Below are 17,913 nucleotides of genomic sequence, written 5' to 3' on the forward strand. Positions count from 1 at the left end.
AAAAATGGGAATCCTATTCTTGGAAGAATACAGTGAAATAATATGGCATCCAAGAAGTATTACGCAGTCTTGCATGGTAGGGAAACAGGTATATTTACCAGTTGGGCAGAATGCGAAAAGCAAATAAAAGGTTTTAGTGGAGCAGTATATAAGTCTTTTAAAACCAGACGTGAGGCAGAAGAAGCATTAGGAATGATTGAGCAACTATCAATTCTGCCAATTAACGAGGATGGAATGAAATGGCAGGAAATAACAGAGAAAATTATCCCTGCCACTGAGTTAATTCTGGATAGTGTTTGTGTTGATGCTTCATGTATTGGCAATCCTGGCGATGTTGAATATAGAGGTATGTATACAGCAACACGAGAGGTGATTTTTCACAAGCGTCCCATGCAAAACGGTACAAATAATTTGGGAGAATTTTTAGCGATCGTTCATGCCCTAGCTCATCTGAAAAAGCAAGGAAGCGATTTACCTATTTATTCTGATTCAGAGACAGCCATTATTTGGGTAAGTAATAAGAAAGTGCGGACAACATTGATACAAGATACAAGCAATCAGGAGATATTTAATTTAGTGGAAAGAGCATTGAATTGGCTAAAAAATAACGAGTACGTAAATCCTATTTTGAAATGGAATACTCTTGACTGGGGCGAAATTCCTGCCGATTTTGGTCGCAAGTAAATTAAATTGTAGCAGTTGAAAGTAAGGCGATCGCTCTCACTGTCAACGGTATAGCATAACTGCGGTAGATCACCTTTGCATCATCGCTGTATTTGTTCCATCTGCTGCAAAGCGGTTGTTAGGCTGATTTTAACTTTCTAGCTTTCTCAAGAAGTCTGCAAGCAAAGTCTTGTTCTGGAAAGTTGCTCGAATTGTGTCGTTGTTACTATAATCAATGATGACTTCAAACCTATCAAAATTACCACTTGCATTATCGATGTCAAGTGTATTTAGCTCTGTAAGTGCATCATCAATGCTCTGAAACTCATATTTTGCACCAAAAAGCGGAATCAGAATTATTTTGGCAATATAACGATCAAGGCAATTTCTGAGCGTATCCATAAATTGATCGACTTCTTGTTTGGAAACACGCATCAAAGCCTGTCGAAGTTTCTCCTTGTCTAAACTAGTTAGGCTAGCTAGCCTCTTTGAGGCTTTGGTATAACTTTCGTCCGGTGTTTCTTCATTAAATGCAACATCAAAATCAATTTCTTTAAATGTTGCTACCACATCTTTATAAGGAATATAGATAATTGCAAATCCATTGTTTCTTAGTTGATCTAAAGCTGGTTTCGTGAAATCTCCAGCCAACACTGCGCCATAAAATGGTGCTGACAAATGATGCAGTTCAATAATAGGTAGTATGGCACCTTGAATTTCTTGAGCTTTATTTTTTGAGTGTTTTGTATATCTCCGCCATGCGGACTCGATAAATGCAACAGGTCTACCAAGCTGATCATCTGTACCATCAATCTCAATTACAAAATCTAAATCATGCTTATTTCCATATTTGTCTTCCCAAGTAACTTTTTTACCACTTCTTGCTGAACGCGATCGCTGCCAATCGAGGTAGTAATTTTTGGTTTGTGCAAACTGTTGCAGTCGAGGTTTAAGGATATCGTCAAGCACAATATCCTCAAGAAGTTTGCCTAAATCTTGCCCAAACTTGTGTGATGGAGATTGTGCCATAAATTTACCTTCTATCTATCCAAAGTCTTCCTTCATGCAGCGGAACATTGTGTTTTCTGTTTTTCCACTTAATGTTACGCTGTCTAATCTCCTCAAAAGACCAGAAATCAAACCCTGCTGCAATAGCCAGTTTACCAAGCAACTGCTCAACCGGAACATATACTCCATAAGGAGCCGAATCTCCTACTACAAAGCAAACTTTGCAATCAGAGGTTGCAACTCGGCACAGGGCATGGAATACAAATCCCATATCAACAAAATAAGCGGCAATCATAGTATGATATGCTTTATTTCCGCTCTTCGTTCCGCGAATATTTTCTAGTTCTTGACATATAGGTAGTAACTCATCTCGAATTGGATTAAGAATTGATTCAGCTATCAAATCATCTAAGCTAAGCCGCTCCTTTGAAACATGTTGTGAACTTGAACGAATCAGGAATTTACGAACTATTTCGTGTAAACCACCCCAAGAATCAACCTCACCCCAAAAAGTCATTTCCAGACGTGTAGCATCTGCATAATCATAGTTATTTGCATAAGGGGGAGAAGTGATTATTAAGTCTATTAAATTATCCGGAATAGTTTTTAAAGTTCTAGCATCATCTTGAATGAGATTAGCTCGGCTTAATTGAGTAATAGATTGCATTTGATACATATCTTTTTGCATCAAATCAACCTGCCTTTCCAGTGCCTCAAATGGGTCATAAACTTTAGCTTTACGCTTATTAGGGAGAATATACTGCCACTGTGCTGTACCTACATGACTTGATGCTCGTAGGGTAGCAGAAATCGCTAGAAAAATGAGAGATTGTAATTTTTCAGGTAAAGATGGAGCTATTTCAAGATAAGCTTGTCTAATTTTGAAGAGGTTTATTAATGTCTCATCTGTGTAGCATTTTCTTAATAATACTGGAATCTTTTCTGGTAGCTTTGGCTGAAGATTTGCAGCAAAATACTTAATTGTGCTAACTGCTGCCAAAAACTCATCAATATCTACTACCCATGCAAGCTTTCCCTTCGCCAGTCTATAAACAAAAGGATGCGCTTCAATTCCATAAGAATTTACACCAAGCTTATCAGCAGCAATACAGACAGTACCAGAGCCGACAAATGGATCGAGAATATTTTCAGGTGCCAATTGTGTAATTACACTTTCAACCCAATCTGCGGAAAATCCCGCAGAATAGCGAAACCATCTATGGATAGGCAATTTCATGTTGTCGGTGAAAGTACCTGTCCTCTCATTAATCGCTCTTAGTTGAGCATTATCGTGCGATTCAGGTACTAAATTGAGAAGCTGAGAATGCTTAGTCATTGAGCTTCATGAGTCCAATACTCTCGATAGAGAACTATGACATCTTACCCTAATAGCTTATTTACCAACCTTCATCCCGATCGAGAATGTTCATCAAACTGGCGATTGCACCACATCAATTTTAACTCCGCTTATAAACTAACTCCATTTTCAACTTCTCAATCTCCAGCTTCAATTTTTCATTCTCCATCCACAACTTTGCATTTTCTTCCCTAATCAATTCAACCTCATCTCGTTTACTCAAAGCTTGATTAATCGCCAACTTCCGCATATCCAGCGAGAACCAACGCTGATAAGTTTGGGTATGAACTTGCACGCTATGCCCCAAATTATCTGCCGCCGCTTTTATTGGTATTCCCAAAATATGCGCCCGAATTGCCCAAGCATGACGTAAATCATAGGGCTTAAAATCTAATCCAATTTTACGAAACCACCAACTAACTCGTTGTGTTAATGCCGTTATTTCTGCATGATTATTCTTATCTTTTTTACTAATAGCTGTTGCCAGCATTTCTAAATACTTCGGATTTATTAAATCAAATTCTTCAATCCATTGTTTATGTAATGGTAATGCTTGCCTTTCTCCAGTCTTACAATCTTTATCAACTTTCCATGTCAAATCTACATTTTCCTGGCTTAACCACCAATCAATATCAGGATTAATAAATAATTCTCGTGGACGTAAACCAAAAACTGCTAACATTCCATAAGTCCAGCGCCAAAGCTGCCAGCTATCTTTAACTTCTTGATTTACTTGATTACCTCTGATATTCAGATAATCTGCAAATTTAGCAATTCCTGTGGCTATTTCGGCATCGGTTGGGATGTTCCGGGAATTGCGATCGGGCATTTTAGAATATTTAGATAAATCTATTTCGATTTTGAAGGTTTGGCAAAATGCAGATATAGCTCTGGCTGCATTATATTTAGCCCATTCTTTATGGATGATTTCAATTGAATTTATCAAATTATCGGCAGTTGCTAAATCTTGAGAATTTGTGAATCGCTGGGTTCGAGAAAAGTAATAAAAAAAAGTATGTTCGCTTTTTGTAGTTCTTTTATGTGTTTTAAAATATTCTTCTTCAAATTGTTTGAGTAATTCTCCTATTGTTTTAAATTCTTTTTTAATTGCTTCGTTTCCTAAATATTTATCATTCCATTCAAAGGTTTTACGAGCAATTAACTTACCTAATTCGTAGGCTTCTTCCTCCGCTGTCTTGAGTCCATCTAAGTTGGCGGGAATATTTAAACTGAGATTGTATTGCTTTCTTCCAGTGCTATTTTTGTCGGAATCTCCTGGTTTAATTGGTAACGTTGCCCGTAATTGCAGACTTCCATTCGATTCCCTAATTGTCACCTTTGTCTTTGCAGACTTCAAACGCAGATTAACTTTCTCTAGCTCTTGCAGTACTTTTGTTCTCATGTGTTCTCTTTGCTGCTGTGCTTGCATACTTGAGCCAAGGAAACTGCCATCGGTAGACGAAACAGGCTCCAAGTCTGCAAAAGCTTGTTGATATTTGTCTTGACCCTGGTTATGCATCGCGGTATTTTTAGCCTATATTTAGCCTAAAAATAAATGTGTTCTGGGCGAACAATGTTTGAAACTGACATTGATTGCTACGAACATTAGGCTACTAAAAGGTATTGAACCATAAAAAGGATTACTCCGGTCCTTATCACGGTTATGACGGGTTTGCCATCTTCGCCCGCGACATGGATTTGGCACTCAACAGCCCAACCTGGGGTCTAATTGGCGCTCCTTGGAGCAAGAAAGCTGAAGCTAAAGCTAAAGCTGCCGTTTAGGGAAATGGAACAGAGAGATTAGTAGGGGCCTGGGGCTAAAACCCCAGGGGGGATTTGGGAATCCAAGATTCAAAATTAAAAATTCAAAGTTGGGAATTTTGTGTTTTGCATTTTGAGTTTTGAATTATATTTCCACTTCCCACCCGCAACTCTCGTTACCTGAACCACAAAAAATGCTCATTGTTTGACCAGTCACGAATTCAGTCAGCTTGGAGATCCAACAAATGCCTCAGAATCCAGATAAAATTCAAGATCACGTAGAACTGTTTCACCAACCGGAATACCAACAATTATTCCAGAACAAGAAAGAGTTTGAAAACGGTCACGACCCCGAAGAAGTAAAACGGGTTGCAGAATGGACCAAAAGTTGGGATTATCGTGAAAAGAACTTCGCTCGTGAAGCTTTGACCGTTAACCCTGCTAAAGGTTGCCAACCTTTAGGCGCTATGTTCGCTGCTGTTGGCTTTGAAGGTACTTTACCCTTCGTTCAAGGTTCTCAAGGTTGCGTTGCTTACTTCCGTACCCACTTAACCCGTCACTACAAAGAACCATTCTCTGGCGTTTCTTCTTCCATGACTGAAGACGCAGCGGTGTTCGGTGGTTTGCAAAACATGATTGATGGCTTGGCAAACTCTTACCAACTTTACAAGCCCAAGATGATTGCAGTCTGCACCACCTGTATGGCTGAGGTAATTGGAGATGACTTGCAGGCTTTTATTGGTACTGCTAAAAAATCCGGTTCAGTTCCTCAAGATTTCCCAGTACCTTTTGCTCACACTCCTAGCTTTGTTGGTTCCCACATCACTGGCTACGACAACATGATGAAGGGTATTCTGTCTACCTTAACCGCAGGTAAGCAGAAATCAGCTAGCAATGGCAAAATCAACTTCATCTCTGGTTTTGACACTTACGTTGGCAATCTCCGGGAAGTAAAACGCATCGCTTCTCTGTTCGGCATTGACTACACAATTCTGTCAGATAACAGCGACTATCTAGATGCACCTAACACAGGTGAATTTGATATGTACCCAGGCGGTACCAAGCTAGAAGATGCAGCTGATGCAATTAATGCTAAAGCTACAGTTGTTTTGCAAGCTCACTCTACTCCCAAAACCCGCGAGTACATCGCCAAAGAGTGGAAGCAAGATGTTGTAGTTGCTCGTCCTTGGGGAATCAAGGCTACTGATGAGTTCCTGCTCAAACTCAGCGAACTGACTGGTAAACCAATTCCTGAAGAACTTGAAATCGAACGTGGTCGCGCAGTTGATGCGATGACTGACTCCCATTCATGGGTTCATGGTAAGCGCTTTGCTATCTACGGCGACCCAGATTTAGTTTACAGCGTAGTTGGCTTTATGCTGGAAATGGGTGCTGAACCTGTACATATTGTGGTTCACAACTCCAATGAAGTGTTTGAAAAAGAACTTCAAGCATTGCTAGATTCTAGCCCCTTCGGTAAGGAAGCTAAAATCTGGGGTGGTAAAGATTTGTGGCACTTGCGTTCTCTGTTGTTCACCGAACCAGTAGATTTGTTAATCGGTAACTCTTACGGTAAGTACCTGTGGCGCGATTGTAAGGTTCCCCTCGTAAGAATTGGCTATCCCATCATGGACCGCCACCACCTGCACCGCTACAGCACCATCGGTTACCAAGGTGTAATCAACCTCCTCACCTGGGTTGTTAATACAATCTTCGAGGAAATCGATCACAACACCAACATTCCTTCTAAGACAGACATTTCCTACGACTTGATTCGTTAAGAATCAGATTCACTCGCGACGTGTCTAAAAAGTAAAAAGTAAAAAGATATATCTTTTTTACTTTTTACTTTTTCCTCGTACTTGAAGTATTGATTATGGAAACTATCACTCACAATCACTCCCATTCTCACCCTCACTCTCATCCCCAACCTAACTATCATCCACCTAACTATAAACGCTCTGGTTCTTTTGATATCCTGAATCCTTTGCGTCGTTTGGTAGATAGTATTGCGGTAAAAAATGCCCGCTTTGCTCATTTAATTTGTCAAGTAATACCTTGCTGTTGCCCCTTTGAGCGTAATCTTAAATTATTTGGGCGGACTTACCATATTCCAGCGCTGTGCAAACTCAATCCACTGTATGACGAGTTTGTTATGTTGCGTTTTCGTGCTCTCTCTTACCTTGCGGATGAATGTGGAGAGGATGTCACGAAATATATTTGTTAAAAATTAATCGCTACTCATTACTCATTACCACTAGTCAAGAGTCAAGATTCAAAAGTCATTGTTCATTAGTTATTCAAAGAACAAATGACAAAGGACAAAGAAGAATTAATAACTGCCATTCAGCAAGAGAAGAGAGATGAAAATCACCCAAGGCAAAATTAACGAGCTGCTTAGTGAGCCAGGATGCGAACATAATCAGCACAAACAGAGCGAAAAGAAAAACAAGTCTTGTACTCAACAAGCGCAACCAGGCGCGGCTCAAGGGGGTTGTGCTTTTGATGGCGCAATGATTGCTCTAGTGCCAATTACTGATGCGGCTCACTTAGTCCACGGCCCGATCGCCTGTGCTGGAAATTCCTGGGGTAGTCGTGGTAGTCTCTCTTCTGGCCCCCTGCTCTACAAAACGGGGTTTACCACTGACTTGAGTGAAAATGATGTGATTTTTGGTGGCGAAAAGAAGCTCTACAAAGCCATCCTAGAAATACACAAACGCTACAATCCAGCAGCCGTATTTGTCTACGCTACCTGCGTGACTGCCTTGATTGGTGATGATATCGATGCTGTTTGCAAAACTGCTACTCAAAAAATTGGCACTCCAGTGATTCCGGTAATTGCTCCTGGATTTATTGGTAGTAAAAATCTAGGTAACCGCTTTGGCGGTGAAGCGTTGCTGGAATATGTAGTTGGTACAGCAGAACCAGAATACACAACACCCTACGATATAAACTTAATCGGTGAGTATAACATCGCCGGCGAAATGTGGGGAGTGACACCACTGTTGGAAAAATTGGGCATCCGCGTGTTATCAAAAATTACAGGTGATGCTCGCTATCAAGAAATTACTTACGCTCACCGTGCCAAGCTGAATGTGATGATCTGCTCACGCGCATTGCTCAACATGGCGAGAAAGATGGAGGAGCGTTACGGCATTCCTTATATTGAAGAGTCTTTCTACGGCATTGATGACATGAACCGCTGTCTGCGGAACATTGCCGCTAAATTAGGAGATGCTGATTTACAAGAGCGCACAGAAAAGCTCATTGCCGAAGAAACTGCTGCCCTAGATTTAGCTCTAGCTCCCTATCGTGCCCGCCTCAAGGGTAAGCGCGTTGTCTTGTATACTGGCGGTGTGAAGAGTTGGTCAATTATCTCCGCAGCTAAAGACTTAGGCATAGAAGTTGTCGCCACTAGCACGAGAAAAAGTACAGAAGAAGACAAAGCCAAGATTAAGAAGTTAATTGGTAACGATGGCATCATGCTAGAAAAAGGCAATGCCAAAGAACTGCTGCAACTGGTTAAAGACACCAACGCCGATATGTTAATTGCTGGGGGTCGTAACCAATATACAGCCCTCAAAGCCCGCATTCCTTTCCTCGACATTAACCAAGAACGCCACCATCCCTATGCTGGTTATGTAGGAATGGTAGAAATGGCACGAGAACTGTATGAAGCTCTCTACAGCCCAATTTGGGAACAAATCCGCAAGCCTGCACCTTGGGATGAGGAAACAGGGATATTCACTGCCTCTGATGAAATCGGCTTAGTAGAAGAGGTTAGCTAATGGCGATCGTTACTGCTCCTAACAAACCACTGACGGTTAATCCCCTCAAACAAAGCCAAGCTTTGGGTGCATCTTTAGCCTTCTTGGGATTAAAGGGAATGATTCCCTTGTTTCACGGTTCTCAAGGTTGTACTGCCTTTGCCAAAGTCGTATTAGTAAGGCATTTCCGAGAGGCGATTCCCTTAGCAACTACAGCCATGACTGAAGTCACTACCATCTTAGGTGGTGAAGAAAATGTGGAACAAGCAATTCTTACTCTGGTAGAGAAATCCCAGCCAGAAATTATCGGTCTATGTAGTACTGGGTTAACAGAAACTAGAGGCGATGACATAGAACGTTTTCTTAAGGATATCCGCGATCGCCACCCAGAATTGGATCGTCTACCGATTGTATTTGCACCCACACCTGATTTTAAAGGTGCTTTACAAGATGGTTTTGCTGTGGCGGTGGAAAGCATAGTTAAAGAAGTTCCCCGGCTTTGTGCAACCAGAATTGAACAAGTAACCATCTTGGCGGGTTCGTCTTTTACGCCAGGGGATGTACAGGAAATCAAGGAGATGGTGACTAGCTTTGGGCTAGTTCCGATCGTTGTCCCCGATCTAAGTGCTTCCTTAGATGGACACCTGGAAGATTCATATAGTGCTGTAACAGCTAGCGGTACAACTGTCGCTCAACTGCGGGAAGTTGGCGGTTCTGCCTTCACGATCGCACTTGGTGAAAGTATGCGCGGTGCAGCGCGGATTCTGCAAGAACGGTTTGGCATTCCCTATGAACTCTTTGGTCAACTGACAGGATTAGAGCCTGTAGATGAGTTTCTACACGCGTTGGCAATTCTTAGCGGTAACAGCGTACCAGAAAAATATCGCCGCCAACGTCGCCAGTTGCAAGATGCAATGTTAGATACTCACTTTTACTTTGGTGCTAAACGCGTATCCTTAGCCTTAGAACCAGATTTGTTGTGGTCAGCAGTGCATTTCCTGCAATCAATGGGAGCGCAAATTCATGCTGCGGTGACAACAACGCGATCGCCTCTTTTAGAACAACTCCCAATCAAAAGCGTAACCATCGGTGATTTAGAAGACTTTGAAGAACTAGCAGCCGGCTCTGACTTGCTGATTGGCAATTCTAACGTCGGTGCGATCGCCAAACGCCTTTCCATTCCTCTCTATCGTTTGGGTCTGCCCATTTACGATCGCTTAGGTAATGGTCAGTTTACCAAAGTTGGCTACAGAGGCACAATGGAGCTTTTATTTGGTATTGGCAACCTCTTTTTAGAAGCAGAAGAAGAAAGAGTTAAACACTTTCACGGAGATTGGTAATCGGTATTGTCATTTGTCATTGGTCATTAGTCATTGGTTGTTATGAGTTTTTAGCTATTAGTAATTACTAATACTAATTTTCTCTAAACTTGCACTTAATCATCACCCTCTCTTCCTGGGCGGTTCATACGTAAAACATTTAGTGCATTTAACACAAATGACAAAAGACAAATAACAAATGACCAAAAACAAATGACAAAGGACAAATAAACATGAAAATTGCCTTCACGACAAGTGACCGAGTTCATATTAATGCTCACTTCGGATGGGCCAGACAAATTGATGTGTATGAAGTCTCAGATCAGGGATATTCATTTGTTGAGACTTTAAACTTTGAGGGCGATCTCAAAGAAGATGGTAACGAAGATAAAATCACGCCTAAACTTGAAGCGATAGGTGATTGCACAATTGTTTATGTTGTCGCAATTGGTGGTAGTGCTGCTGCTCGTTTAATTAAAAAAGGCGTTACCCCAATTAAAGCGCGATCAGAAGAAGAAAAAATCGCTGAAATGTTAACTAAATTAGTCCAAACACTCAAAGGTAATCCTCCACCTTGGTTGCGTAAAGCTTTAAAGCAAAAAGACACAGTATTTGTAGATGAAGTAGAAAATGAAGCAACGGTATGAGCTTAGATAATAGTGTTAATGGAACTACCAGTTCTACAGTTTTAAACTCATCTTTCCTCAAAGCCATAGTGCAACAAATCCGAGGACAGGATACTTATGGTGTTTATCGGAATTGGTCGGATGAATTGATTCTCAAACCCTATGTTGTCACCAAACAAAAGAAACGCGAGATTTCTGTTGAAGGTGAAGTAGATCCGATCACTCAGGCTCGGATTATGGGATTTTACAGGGCTGTGGCTGCTTGTATTGAACAGGAAACAGGTTTAATCTCCCAAGTCGTAGTTGATTTAAGCCATGAAGGATTTGGCTGGGTACTTGTCTTCTCTGGTCGTCTTTTGTTAGTTGCGAGAACTTTACGTGATGCTCATCGCTTTGGCTTTGATTCTTTAGAAAAAGTTGCAGAAGAGGGAGTCAAGCTCATAGAAAAAGGCGTTGATTTAGCAAAACGCTTTCCCGAAGTTGGCAAGCTCTAATAGTTCTGAGTTATGAGTCCTGAGTCGTGAGTCAAGAGCTTAGAACTCAGCACTCGTTACTCAGTACTTTTTAATAAGGAGAGGCGGATGGTGCAAGCAAAAAATCAAAGTATTGAAGAGCTAAAAGGTAAGATCAGACGCCTTAATAGTAAGGCAGGTCAAATGAAAATGGATTTGCATGACTTAGCAGAGGGATTACCAACAGACTTTGAGAAACTCACGGATGTTGCAGCTGAAACTTATGAAATCTATCGACAATTAGATGAACTTAAGAAACAGCTAAAAAAATTGGAGAAGGGTTCATGAGCAGAACTATTGATGAGTTTAAGCTACTCGTAGATGCAGAGGAATTTTTTCTGTTTTTTAACCTGCCCTACGACCAAAAATTTGTGAATGTAAATCGTCTACATATTTTGAAGAAATTCTCCCAATACATGAGAGAAGTTGATGAGAATTATCCTGATTTAAATGCAGAAGAAAAACTCAATCAATATGCCATAGCTTTGCAAAAAGCTTATGAAGTATTTATCGAATCTACACCCCAAGAACAAAAGCTGTTTAAGGTGTTTAACGATAAGCAAAAAAATGTAGTCAAGCTGACAGAAATCACTTCTGATTAGGAGGTAAAAAGTGGTAAACCTGACGCCTACCGAATTAGAACGCTATAGTCGCCAATTGATGCTCCCTAACTTTGGCGAACTAGCTCAGAAGCGCCTAAAGTCAGCGACGGTTCTGGTTACAGGTGTGGGGGGATTAGGCGGTACGGCGGCGCTTTACCTAGCAGTAGCGGGCGTTGGGCGACTAATCTTAGTTCGGGGTGGTGACCTGCGGCTAGATGATATGAATCGTCAGGTACTTATGACAGACGATTGGGTAGGTCAGCCAAGGGTATTCAAAGCTAAAGAAACTCTGGAAGCGATTAATCCTGATGTCCAGGTGGAAGCAGTTCATGATTACATCACCGCGGAAAATGTAGACGCCTTGGTACAGTCCGCTGATATGGCTCTTGACTGCGCCCACAATTTTACCGAGCGCAATTTGTTGAATGCAGCTTGTGTGCGTTGGCGTAAGCCGATGGTAGAAGCAGCAATGGACGGAATGGAGGCTTACCTGACTACGATTATTCCTGGTGTGACTCCTTGTCTGTCCTGTCTGTTTCCAGAGAAGCCTGATTGGGATAGGCGTGGCTTTTCAGTTCTAGGTGCTGTTTCTGGGACACTAGCTTGTCTGACAGCTTTAGAAGCGATCAAGCTGATCACTGGGTTTAGTCAACCGTTACTGTCGCAACTGTTGACAATAGACCTCAACCGGATGGAATTTGCTAAACGCCGTTCTCACCGCGATCGCTCTTGTCCTGTATGTGGTAACAGTGCTCCCTGGAGATATGCGCAATCAGACTCTATGGAACCCACCAGTAATTGCACAAAATAATCAGCTTATTTGCGCTAGTAGCAACCTCTCTTGTAATCAGAAAACCTCATCGCTACAAATCAGGAGAATTGATGACTGTAACTTTGACAGAAAAAGCCGAATTTCGTCTGCGGGCGTTCTTAGTCGCTTCTGCCCCCGACCCTAACGGTGCAACTAAAGGCGTTCGCATCTCTGTAAAAGACGGTGGTTGCAGTGGCTATGAATATGGAATTGATATTACTAGCAAGCCGCAACCAGACGATTTGGTAATTGAGCAAGGCAAGGTGCTACTTTACGTTGATGCTAAAAGCGTACCGTTATTGAAAGGAGTTGTCATCGATTTTGTTGATGGGGTAATGGAAAGTGGCTTTAAGTTTACTAACCCCAATGCAACTGATAATTGCGGTTGTGGCAAGTCTTTCAAAGCTGGTGACTGCACGCCTGAAGGCGTACCTTGCAGCTAATACTGTTTCAGACTTGATGAAAACATTAATACCGCTTTGTGGAGAATGCATCCATAATTTCCGACTTGCGGTAATAGTGTGGAGTCTGCCACAGCAGCGCTCCAGGTAGCTTGACAACGAGTAGCACAGGGCGACTGACGAATTCTGGGAATTAAACCTAATTGTATAAAGTTTGAGGAGAATCTGAAAATGGCTACCTATCAAGTTAGATTAATCAACAAAAAGGAAGACCTCGACACCACAATTGAAGTGGATGAAGAGACTACCATCTTAGAAGCAGCAGGTGAACAAGGTATTGATTTGCCATTTTCTTGTCACTCAGGATCTTGCTCTAGTTGTGTTGGTAAGGTTGTTGAAGGCGAAGTAGATCAATCCGATCAAATCTTCTTAGATGACGAGCAAATGTCTAAGGGATTTGCTTTGCTGTGTGTTACCTACCCCCGTTCTAATTGCACTATTAAGACCCATCAAGAACCTTATCTTGTCTAAAGTGCAGTTATAACTTGAACTAGGATGAAGGATGAAAAGTATCTTCATCCTAGCCTGGGGTAAGCGGTTTTAAGAGCATCTATACAATCATATTTCATACTTCTCATGTTTACCCCTTTTATTGTTAAAGGTTGCTCATTAGAATTGCTCAGGACAGGAGAAGAAGGAATTGTCACTTTCTGCAAAAATTCCCACGAACAAATCCGAAAACAATTGAGAGCAACTGGTATAAATGTAGGAAATAAGATAGATGTAGTACAAAAATTTCCCTTCTTGCAAATAAAAGTTAACAATATAAATATGACTATAAATCTAGAACTAGCTCGTACAATTTATGTACGAATTACAAATAGTAAATAATTAAATATACAAAAGTTGCTGCTCAGATCCCCGACTTCTTAAAGAAGTCGGGGATCTAAATCCATCTGAGATAATTGGTTGCTATTTCCTAATCAACAGCAACTAACACATCCGATGCTTTTATAACAGCATAAGCTTGCTTTCCCTCTGCCAATCCCAGCTTCTCTGCTGAGGATTTTGTGATTATTGCCACTATTTCTACTCCAGGTGCTAATTCTAAAGTAACTTCTGTATTTACAGAGCCAGTAACAACTTTTTTCACAGTAGTCTTGAGAGTATTACGAGCGCTAATTTCCATTTGAAGTTTCCTTGCTACTTATTTATACTTGTAAAAACTAGCAAATTATTATCCTAAATGTAAAAATCTTTGAATTTTCTTAATAAAAAGAGTCCATCAGAATACATCAAATGAAGTAGAAATAGAGTGTGTTATGCCCTAGGCTAACGCACCTTAAATTGTTGACAGTGCGTTATCGTACAGCGCAACGCACCCTACATTTGTAATTTCTTAACATAGCTTGAAATATTAGCGCCAACTTATTTATTTGTAAAATACTATTGTTATTGAAGTCAGTTTATTAGCTTATTTTCTAAATTTAAATTGTAAAAAATGCTGCTTATTTAAAGTTGTTTAAGACTTTTAGCCATGAAATATCTGGGGATCTTTATAAATCATTCATAATTGAAACTTATGAGAGTGATATTATATAGGTAAGCTAAATTGTTGCCAGTTAACCTAGAGTTCAGCAAAAAGCGATTACAGACTTAGCTCAGACATTCCTAACTTAATCCTGGTTAAGTTTAAAATTGGGGCAAAAACTTAGATATTTTCAACAGCATAAATAAGAAAGAATGCGTAAATCTTCTGCTAACAGATAACCAGAGTAATTAAGTTATGAAATAAATTTATTTTTCAACGGAATGTCCAATTTCCGTAACCACTTTTTCATGCGACAAATTCATTTTATGATAATTAAATTTGAGTAAGTCGCATTTAATGAAGTGCAGTTTGGGAAGAATTGCAGCAGTTTAGAACTGATTTTCTTACTTGCAAATTAAATTTAAGGAGCCAGGATTATGAGAGCTAAACAAATCATGACTCAAGATGTAGCTACTATTCGCGGTTCCGCTACTGTAGCAGAAGCAGTCAAACTCTTGCGACTCAAAGAATTACGGGCGTTGATTGTAGAACCTCGTCACAGTGGTGATGCTTACGGCATCGTTACCGAAACCGATATTGTATCCAAGGTTGTTGCTGATGGCAAAGATCCTCAACGAATGCATGTCTACGAAATCATGAGCAAACCCTGCGTTGTAGTCAATCCTGACCTTGATGTAGAATATGTGGCGAGGTTATTTGCTAATACTGGTGTATGGCGTGCGCCTGTTATCCAAGGTGAATTACTAGGGATTATTTCTGTTACAGATATTATCACTAAGGGTGACTTTGTCGAAAAACCAAAATTAAAATTTGTGCAGAAAGAACTTCACAAGGCTATCTCCAATGCTCGCTCAATTACCGCTAACTATGGTGCAGATTCAAAAAGAGCCGGCGAAGCTTGGGAGTTAGTAGACGAACTTGAGGCTGAAGCTGGTTATTATGGCGCACCCAAACCAGAGAAAACAGCAAGACAGCTATTCTCTGAGGGTCGAGAATATGTGTCTGTAGGTTAACCGATTTGTCTAGTGAGATGTACTGTTTAGAGCATCAATTTTCCAATTTTGTAACTCAGTACCTAGCTAATGCTCTATCTCCTGCTAGCTTTGTATTATCCTAAGATAACAAGAAAAACTTAGGTTATCTAGATAGATACCAGGTTGGGCAATGTGGCTACTTTATCGTTACTAGATTGATGCTTTTTGGCTATCAGCAATAGTTGGTAAGTGGGAAGTATTTACTATTAATTGTTGTTGCTTAACAGTTAACAGTTATCATACCTTCCTCATAGTTTAATGGGTCTCATAGCTTTCCTTTAACATGGTGGGTAATGCCCACCATTACCTTTTCTAAGAATTGCTATGACAGGTAATCGGCCCTATGCCAATCTCTAAGTAAGATGTTTATGAATTCAAGAAATCAGCAAAATCTGAGCAAAACAACAAGTCAATGGCTGAGTGAGAAGGGATACAACTCTGATGACTTGAATCAGCCTGGTGAAAATGGTGATACGGCTTTGATGAAAGCTACCAGAGAAGGAGTCTACTCGGTAGTCAAGGAACTAATTAGTTTAGGTGTGGATATTAATGCCAAAAACAATGATAGTAATAATGCTTTATGGTTTGCTTGTTTTGGCAACTACTTCGATTTGATCAATTTGTTGCTTACTGCCAACATCAACATTAATAACCAAAACGATAATGGGGCTACTGTTTTGATGTATGCAGCATCAGCAGGAAAAACTGAAGTAGTTAAATTGTTGTTACAACACAATCCTAACATAAATTTAAAAAACTTAGACGATTTTAAAGCAATAGATTTTGCTAGCAATATAGAAGTCTTAAGGATACTCAAAAATGCCTCAAAGTAAGCTGTTACAGCCAGACTATCATCAAGCAACAAAGCATTCTTACTTATCGGTGCAGATCGATCCGAATTATGTAGATGCATCAACTCAGCCATCTGCATTTAAACTTTATCCAAAATTTTATAGAAGAGTGAAATTAAATCTCAATAATCCTGTTCACTCATTTATCAGCTTAACCAGTACTGTAACTCTGGAAAAAATGTATAAAGAGAGTTCACAAAAACTGCGTGTAAATCCATCTGCGGGCGCGTTATACCCTACAGAAGTTTATGTACAGATTCGCGGCATCCAAGGAATAGTAAATGGTATATATCATTTAGAAGTTGAGAATAATTGTCTAACACTAATATATGAATTAATTGATGATGGTTTAGAGAGTTATATTATACCGGGCAAAAGTATAAATGGCTTCATTTTTTTAATTAGTTGTGTTTATTATAGGTCTAGCTGGAAATATAAAGACAGGAGCCTAAGATATTGCTGGCTAGATAGCGGTCACCATTTAGGTGCAATTGCTGCATCAGCCTACATTCACGATCAAGAGATCCAATTTATTTTTGATTTTGATAAACTCGCTCTCAATGCGGATTTAGGATTTGAGAATAAAGAGTTTATTAGTGCTTGTGCGATTTCAGGAGAAGTGCAAGAAAAGAAAATCAGACATTTAAGGTTGAAAGTTCCTTTTGTCTGTGGCACAGCTTATTTTGAAGCTAATGAATTTATAGAAGATGGCTATCAAAAAACCTCACTTCTTAAAAGTCGCCAACATAAACTGGTGCATCCCCAGTTTAACTTTGACAAGGATAAATTTTTTCAGACTGTTTGGATGAGACGCTCAAGTAGACGATTTCATAAACAGTCAATTTCTCAAGAAAATTATTGGCGGATATTGCAAAGTGTAGAACAACCGATACCGACAGTAAATTTTGAAGAGATACAAATTTATTCTATTGTTCATGAAGTCAGAGGAATGCCTCCTGGATTATATAAGGGAAAGCATCTAATTAAGGCGGGCAATTTTAGTGAAAAAACAGGTTACTTGTGCATTAATCAAGCAATCGCCAGAGATAGCGCGGTAACTTTATTTTTTGTGTCCGACTATATAAATTATCAAACAGCTATGCAAATAGCTGGCTTTTTAGGGCAAAGAGTTTATCTTGTTAGCAATTTTTGGGGCATCCATTGTAGCGGTGTTGGTGCTTTCTATGATGATGAGACTCAGGAATTCTTAGAAACTAATAAAGATGTCCTCTATGCAATGGCAATTGGCATATAAGTTAGGAAATCAACAAAGATGGCTAAAGAAATTTACTCCCCAGAAGATGATTCACATCCAATGCAACTGACATCAGCAGATATTATCCTGCGTCAGCAACTAGAGTATTCTATTAGCAGGTACTTTTATGAAGCGTGCGATCGCGCTATCCAAAATCTTTTATCTAGTTGTCGCTGGTATGTTACCACTCATGCCAATGCTATGGTATTGGTAATCGAATGTCCCGATCAAGTTACCAACTGGCGCGTCTTACAGAAAATTGTGCCAATGGGGACATTACTCAACCAAATTGTCAGCAGTGCTAAAATCCGCGTCTGTCCTCCCGAAAGTCAAGGTATACCCTTTGAAATGAGGGTAGATGAACTCGCTGTTTATCGTGACTTAGCCGGATAGG

The 17,913-nt window shown here is 40.2% G+C and carries 22 protein-coding genes; 18 read left to right on the top strand and 4 right to left on the bottom strand.

The genetic code is table 11. The annotated features are described in order from the left end of the window. The first annotated feature begins 42 nt into the window (after positions 1-42). A complete protein-coding gene (locus tag BV375_RS03475; protein ID WP_086757306.1) occupies positions 43-684 on the top strand; it encodes a viroplasmin family protein in 642 nt (213 codons plus the stop codon). Between the two features lie 129 nt (positions 685-813). Here BV375_RS03475 and BV375_RS38000 read toward each other — a convergent pair whose 3' ends face one another. The 3 genes from BV375_RS38000 to BV375_RS03485 all read right to left on the bottom strand — a co-directional run bounded on the left by BV375_RS38000 (position 814) and on the right by BV375_RS03485 (position 4,547). Next, entirely contained in the window at positions 814-1,692 is an 879-nt protein-coding gene (locus tag BV375_RS38000) for a hypothetical protein (protein WP_243713834.1), read from the bottom strand. Positions 1,693-1,696: 4 nt separating this feature from the next. Beyond that, positions 1,697-3,007, bottom strand: coding sequence for a DNA methyltransferase (locus BV375_RS38005; protein WP_243713835.1), 1,311 nt, complete (start codon positions 3,005-3,007; stop codon positions 1,697-1,699). A gap of 121 nt (positions 3,008-3,128) precedes the next feature. Next, the gene (locus BV375_RS03485; protein ID WP_208099041.1) at positions 3,129-4,547 is read right to left on the bottom strand and encodes a site-specific integrase; all 1,419 of its coding nucleotides are present in this window, start codon (positions 4,545-4,547) and stop codon (positions 3,129-3,131) included. Between the two features lie 104 nt (positions 4,548-4,651). Between BV375_RS03485 and BV375_RS03490 the strand changes: the two genes are divergently transcribed. The 13 genes from BV375_RS03490 (at position 4,652) to BV375_RS03550 (ending at position 13,718) form a co-directional block, all read left to right on the top strand. Then, entirely contained in the window at positions 4,652-4,810 is a 159-nt protein-coding gene (locus BV375_RS03490) for a nitrogenase molybdenum-iron protein subunit alpha (RefSeq protein ID WP_086757308.1), read from the top strand. 224 nt (positions 4,811-5,034) lie between these two features. Next, positions 5,035-6,570, top strand: coding sequence for a nitrogenase molybdenum-iron protein subunit beta (gene nifK, locus BV375_RS03495; RefSeq protein WP_086757310.1), 1,536 nt, complete (start codon positions 5,035-5,037; stop codon positions 6,568-6,570). Between the two features lie 95 nt (positions 6,571-6,665). Next, complete coding sequence (locus BV375_RS03500) at positions 6,666-7,016, top strand: Mo-dependent nitrogenase C-terminal domain-containing protein (protein WP_086757312.1); 351 nt, start codon at positions 6,666-6,668, stop codon at positions 7,014-7,016. A 136-nt stretch (positions 7,017-7,152) separates the two neighbouring features. Beyond that, positions 7,153-8,577 carry a nitrogenase iron-molybdenum cofactor biosynthesis protein NifE gene (gene nifE / locus BV375_RS03505; protein WP_086757314.1) on the top strand — a complete coding sequence of 475 codons (1,425 nt, stop codon included), beginning with the start codon at positions 7,153-7,155 and terminating at the stop codon, positions 8,575-8,577. Continuing rightward, the gene (nifN, locus tag BV375_RS03510) at positions 8,577-9,896 is read left to right on the top strand and encodes a nitrogenase iron-molybdenum cofactor biosynthesis protein NifN (protein ID WP_086757316.1); all 1,320 of its coding nucleotides are present in this window, start codon (positions 8,577-8,579) and stop codon (positions 9,894-9,896) included. Before nifE ends, nifN begins: the two co-directional genes overlap by 1 nt. A gap of 212 nt (positions 9,897-10,108) precedes the next feature. Beyond that, positions 10,109-10,522, top strand: coding sequence for a nitrogen fixation protein NifX (nifX, locus tag BV375_RS03515; protein WP_208095432.1), 414 nt, complete (start codon positions 10,109-10,111; stop codon positions 10,520-10,522). Further along, entirely contained in the window at positions 10,519-10,995 is a 477-nt protein-coding gene (locus BV375_RS03520) for a NifX-associated nitrogen fixation protein (protein ID WP_086757320.1), read from the top strand. Before nifX ends, BV375_RS03520 begins: the two co-directional genes overlap by 4 nt. An 87-nt stretch (positions 10,996-11,082) precedes the next feature. After that, positions 11,083-11,301, top strand: coding sequence for a CCE_0567 family metalloprotein (locus BV375_RS03525; protein WP_208095435.1), 219 nt, complete (start codon positions 11,083-11,085; stop codon positions 11,299-11,301). Further along, positions 11,298-11,615: a nitrogenase-stabilizing/protective protein NifW gene (gene nifW, locus BV375_RS03530; protein WP_086757322.1), complete on the top strand. Its 318-nt coding sequence runs from the start codon at positions 11,298-11,300 to the stop codon at positions 11,613-11,615. The genes BV375_RS03525 and nifW overlap by 4 nt, the downstream gene beginning before the upstream one ends. A gap of 10 nt (positions 11,616-11,625) precedes the next feature. Continuing rightward, positions 11,626-12,426: a HesA/MoeB/ThiF family protein gene (locus BV375_RS03535; RefSeq protein ID WP_086757324.1), complete on the top strand. Its 801-nt coding sequence runs from the start codon at positions 11,626-11,628 to the stop codon at positions 12,424-12,426. 71 nt (positions 12,427-12,497) lie between these two features. Next, the gene (locus BV375_RS03540) at positions 12,498-12,869 is read left to right on the top strand and encodes an iron-sulfur cluster assembly accessory protein (protein ID WP_086757415.1); all 372 of its coding nucleotides are present in this window, start codon (positions 12,498-12,500) and stop codon (positions 12,867-12,869) included. A 189-nt stretch (positions 12,870-13,058) separates the two neighbouring features. Next, complete coding sequence (locus tag BV375_RS03545; RefSeq protein WP_086686966.1) at positions 13,059-13,358, top strand: 2Fe-2S iron-sulfur cluster-binding protein; 300 nt, start codon at positions 13,059-13,061, stop codon at positions 13,356-13,358. 105 nt (positions 13,359-13,463) lie between these two features. After that, the gene (locus tag BV375_RS03550; protein ID WP_086757326.1) at positions 13,464-13,718 is read left to right on the top strand and encodes a FeoA family protein; all 255 of its coding nucleotides are present in this window, start codon (positions 13,464-13,466) and stop codon (positions 13,716-13,718) included. An 88-nt stretch (positions 13,719-13,806) separates the two neighbouring features. On the opposite strand, the gene BV375_RS03555 is transcribed toward BV375_RS03550, so the two are convergent. Beyond that, complete coding sequence (locus BV375_RS03555; RefSeq protein ID WP_086757328.1) at positions 13,807-14,016, bottom strand: molybdopterin-binding protein; 210 nt, start codon at positions 14,014-14,016, stop codon at positions 13,807-13,809. Between the two features lie 779 nt (positions 14,017-14,795). Here BV375_RS03555 and BV375_RS03560 point away from each other — a divergent pair. The 4 genes from BV375_RS03560 to BV375_RS03575 all read left to right on the top strand — a co-directional run bounded on the left by BV375_RS03560 (position 14,796) and on the right by BV375_RS03575 (position 17,912). Beyond that, the gene (locus tag BV375_RS03560) at positions 14,796-15,392 is read left to right on the top strand and encodes a CBS domain-containing protein (protein WP_166507361.1); all 597 of its coding nucleotides are present in this window, start codon (positions 14,796-14,798) and stop codon (positions 15,390-15,392) included. Between the two features lie 389 nt (positions 15,393-15,781). After that, positions 15,782-16,246 (top strand): ankyrin repeat domain-containing protein, encoded by a 465-nt coding sequence (locus BV375_RS03565; RefSeq protein WP_086757330.1) that lies wholly within the window; start codon positions 15,782-15,784, stop codon positions 16,244-16,246. Then, positions 16,233-17,519, top strand: a complete 1,287-nt coding sequence (locus BV375_RS03570) for a nitroreductase family protein (RefSeq protein ID WP_086757332.1) — start codon at positions 16,233-16,235, stop codon at positions 17,517-17,519. Before BV375_RS03565 ends, BV375_RS03570 begins: the two co-directional genes overlap by 14 nt. 18 nt (positions 17,520-17,537) lie before the next feature. Next, positions 17,538-17,912, top strand: a complete 375-nt coding sequence (locus tag BV375_RS03575) for a hypothetical protein (RefSeq protein ID WP_086757338.1) — start codon at positions 17,538-17,540, stop codon at positions 17,910-17,912. The last annotated feature ends 1 nt before the right edge of the window (position 17,913 follow it).

Source organism: Nostoc sp. 106C (assembly GCF_002154725.1).
GTDB lineage: Bacteria > Cyanobacteriota > Cyanobacteriia > Cyanobacteriales > Nostocaceae > Aulosira.

Excerpts from the sequence above, each read along its gene's own strand:
- BV375_RS03475 (WP_086757306.1), top strand. The coding sequence starts at position 43 with ATGGCATCCAAGAAGTATTACGCAGTCTTGCATGGTAGGGAAACAGGT.
- BV375_RS38000 (WP_243713834.1), bottom strand. The coding sequence starts at position 1,692 with ATGGCACAATCTCCATCACACAAGTTTGGGCAAGATTTAGGCAAACTT.
- BV375_RS38005 (WP_243713835.1), bottom strand. The coding sequence starts at position 3,007 with ATGACTAAGCATTCTCAGCTTCTCAATTTAGTACCTGAATCGCACGAT.
- BV375_RS03485 (WP_208099041.1), bottom strand. The coding sequence starts at position 4,547 with ATGCATAACCAGGGTCAAGACAAATATCAACAAGCTTTTGCAGACTTG.
- nifK (WP_086757310.1), top strand. The coding sequence starts at position 5,035 with ATGCCTCAGAATCCAGATAAAATTCAAGATCACGTAGAACTGTTTCAC.
- BV375_RS03500 (WP_086757312.1), top strand. The coding sequence starts at position 6,666 with ATGGAAACTATCACTCACAATCACTCCCATTCTCACCCTCACTCTCAT.
- nifE (WP_086757314.1), top strand. The coding sequence starts at position 7,153 with ATGAAAATCACCCAAGGCAAAATTAACGAGCTGCTTAGTGAGCCAGGA.
- nifN (WP_086757316.1), top strand. The coding sequence starts at position 8,577 with ATGGCGATCGTTACTGCTCCTAACAAACCACTGACGGTTAATCCCCTC.
- nifX (WP_208095432.1), top strand. The coding sequence starts at position 10,109 with ATGAAAATTGCCTTCACGACAAGTGACCGAGTTCATATTAATGCTCAC.
- BV375_RS03520 (WP_086757320.1), top strand. The coding sequence starts at position 10,519 with ATGAGCTTAGATAATAGTGTTAATGGAACTACCAGTTCTACAGTTTTA.
- BV375_RS03525 (WP_208095435.1), top strand. The coding sequence starts at position 11,083 with ATGGTGCAAGCAAAAAATCAAAGTATTGAAGAGCTAAAAGGTAAGATC.
- nifW (WP_086757322.1), top strand. The coding sequence starts at position 11,298 with ATGAGCAGAACTATTGATGAGTTTAAGCTACTCGTAGATGCAGAGGAA.
- BV375_RS03540 (WP_086757415.1), top strand. The coding sequence starts at position 12,498 with ATGACTGTAACTTTGACAGAAAAAGCCGAATTTCGTCTGCGGGCGTTC.
- BV375_RS03545 (WP_086686966.1), top strand. The coding sequence starts at position 13,059 with ATGGCTACCTATCAAGTTAGATTAATCAACAAAAAGGAAGACCTCGAC.
- BV375_RS03550 (WP_086757326.1), top strand. The coding sequence starts at position 13,464 with ATGTTTACCCCTTTTATTGTTAAAGGTTGCTCATTAGAATTGCTCAGG.
- BV375_RS03555 (WP_086757328.1), bottom strand. The coding sequence starts at position 14,016 with ATGGAAATTAGCGCTCGTAATACTCTCAAGACTACTGTGAAAAAAGTT.
- BV375_RS03560 (WP_166507361.1), top strand. The coding sequence starts at position 14,796 with ATGAGAGCTAAACAAATCATGACTCAAGATGTAGCTACTATTCGCGGT.
- BV375_RS03565 (WP_086757330.1), top strand. The coding sequence starts at position 15,782 with ATGAATTCAAGAAATCAGCAAAATCTGAGCAAAACAACAAGTCAATGG.
- BV375_RS03570 (WP_086757332.1), top strand. The coding sequence starts at position 16,233 with ATGCCTCAAAGTAAGCTGTTACAGCCAGACTATCATCAAGCAACAAAG.
- BV375_RS03575 (WP_086757338.1), top strand. The coding sequence starts at position 17,538 with ATGGCTAAAGAAATTTACTCCCCAGAAGATGATTCACATCCAATGCAA.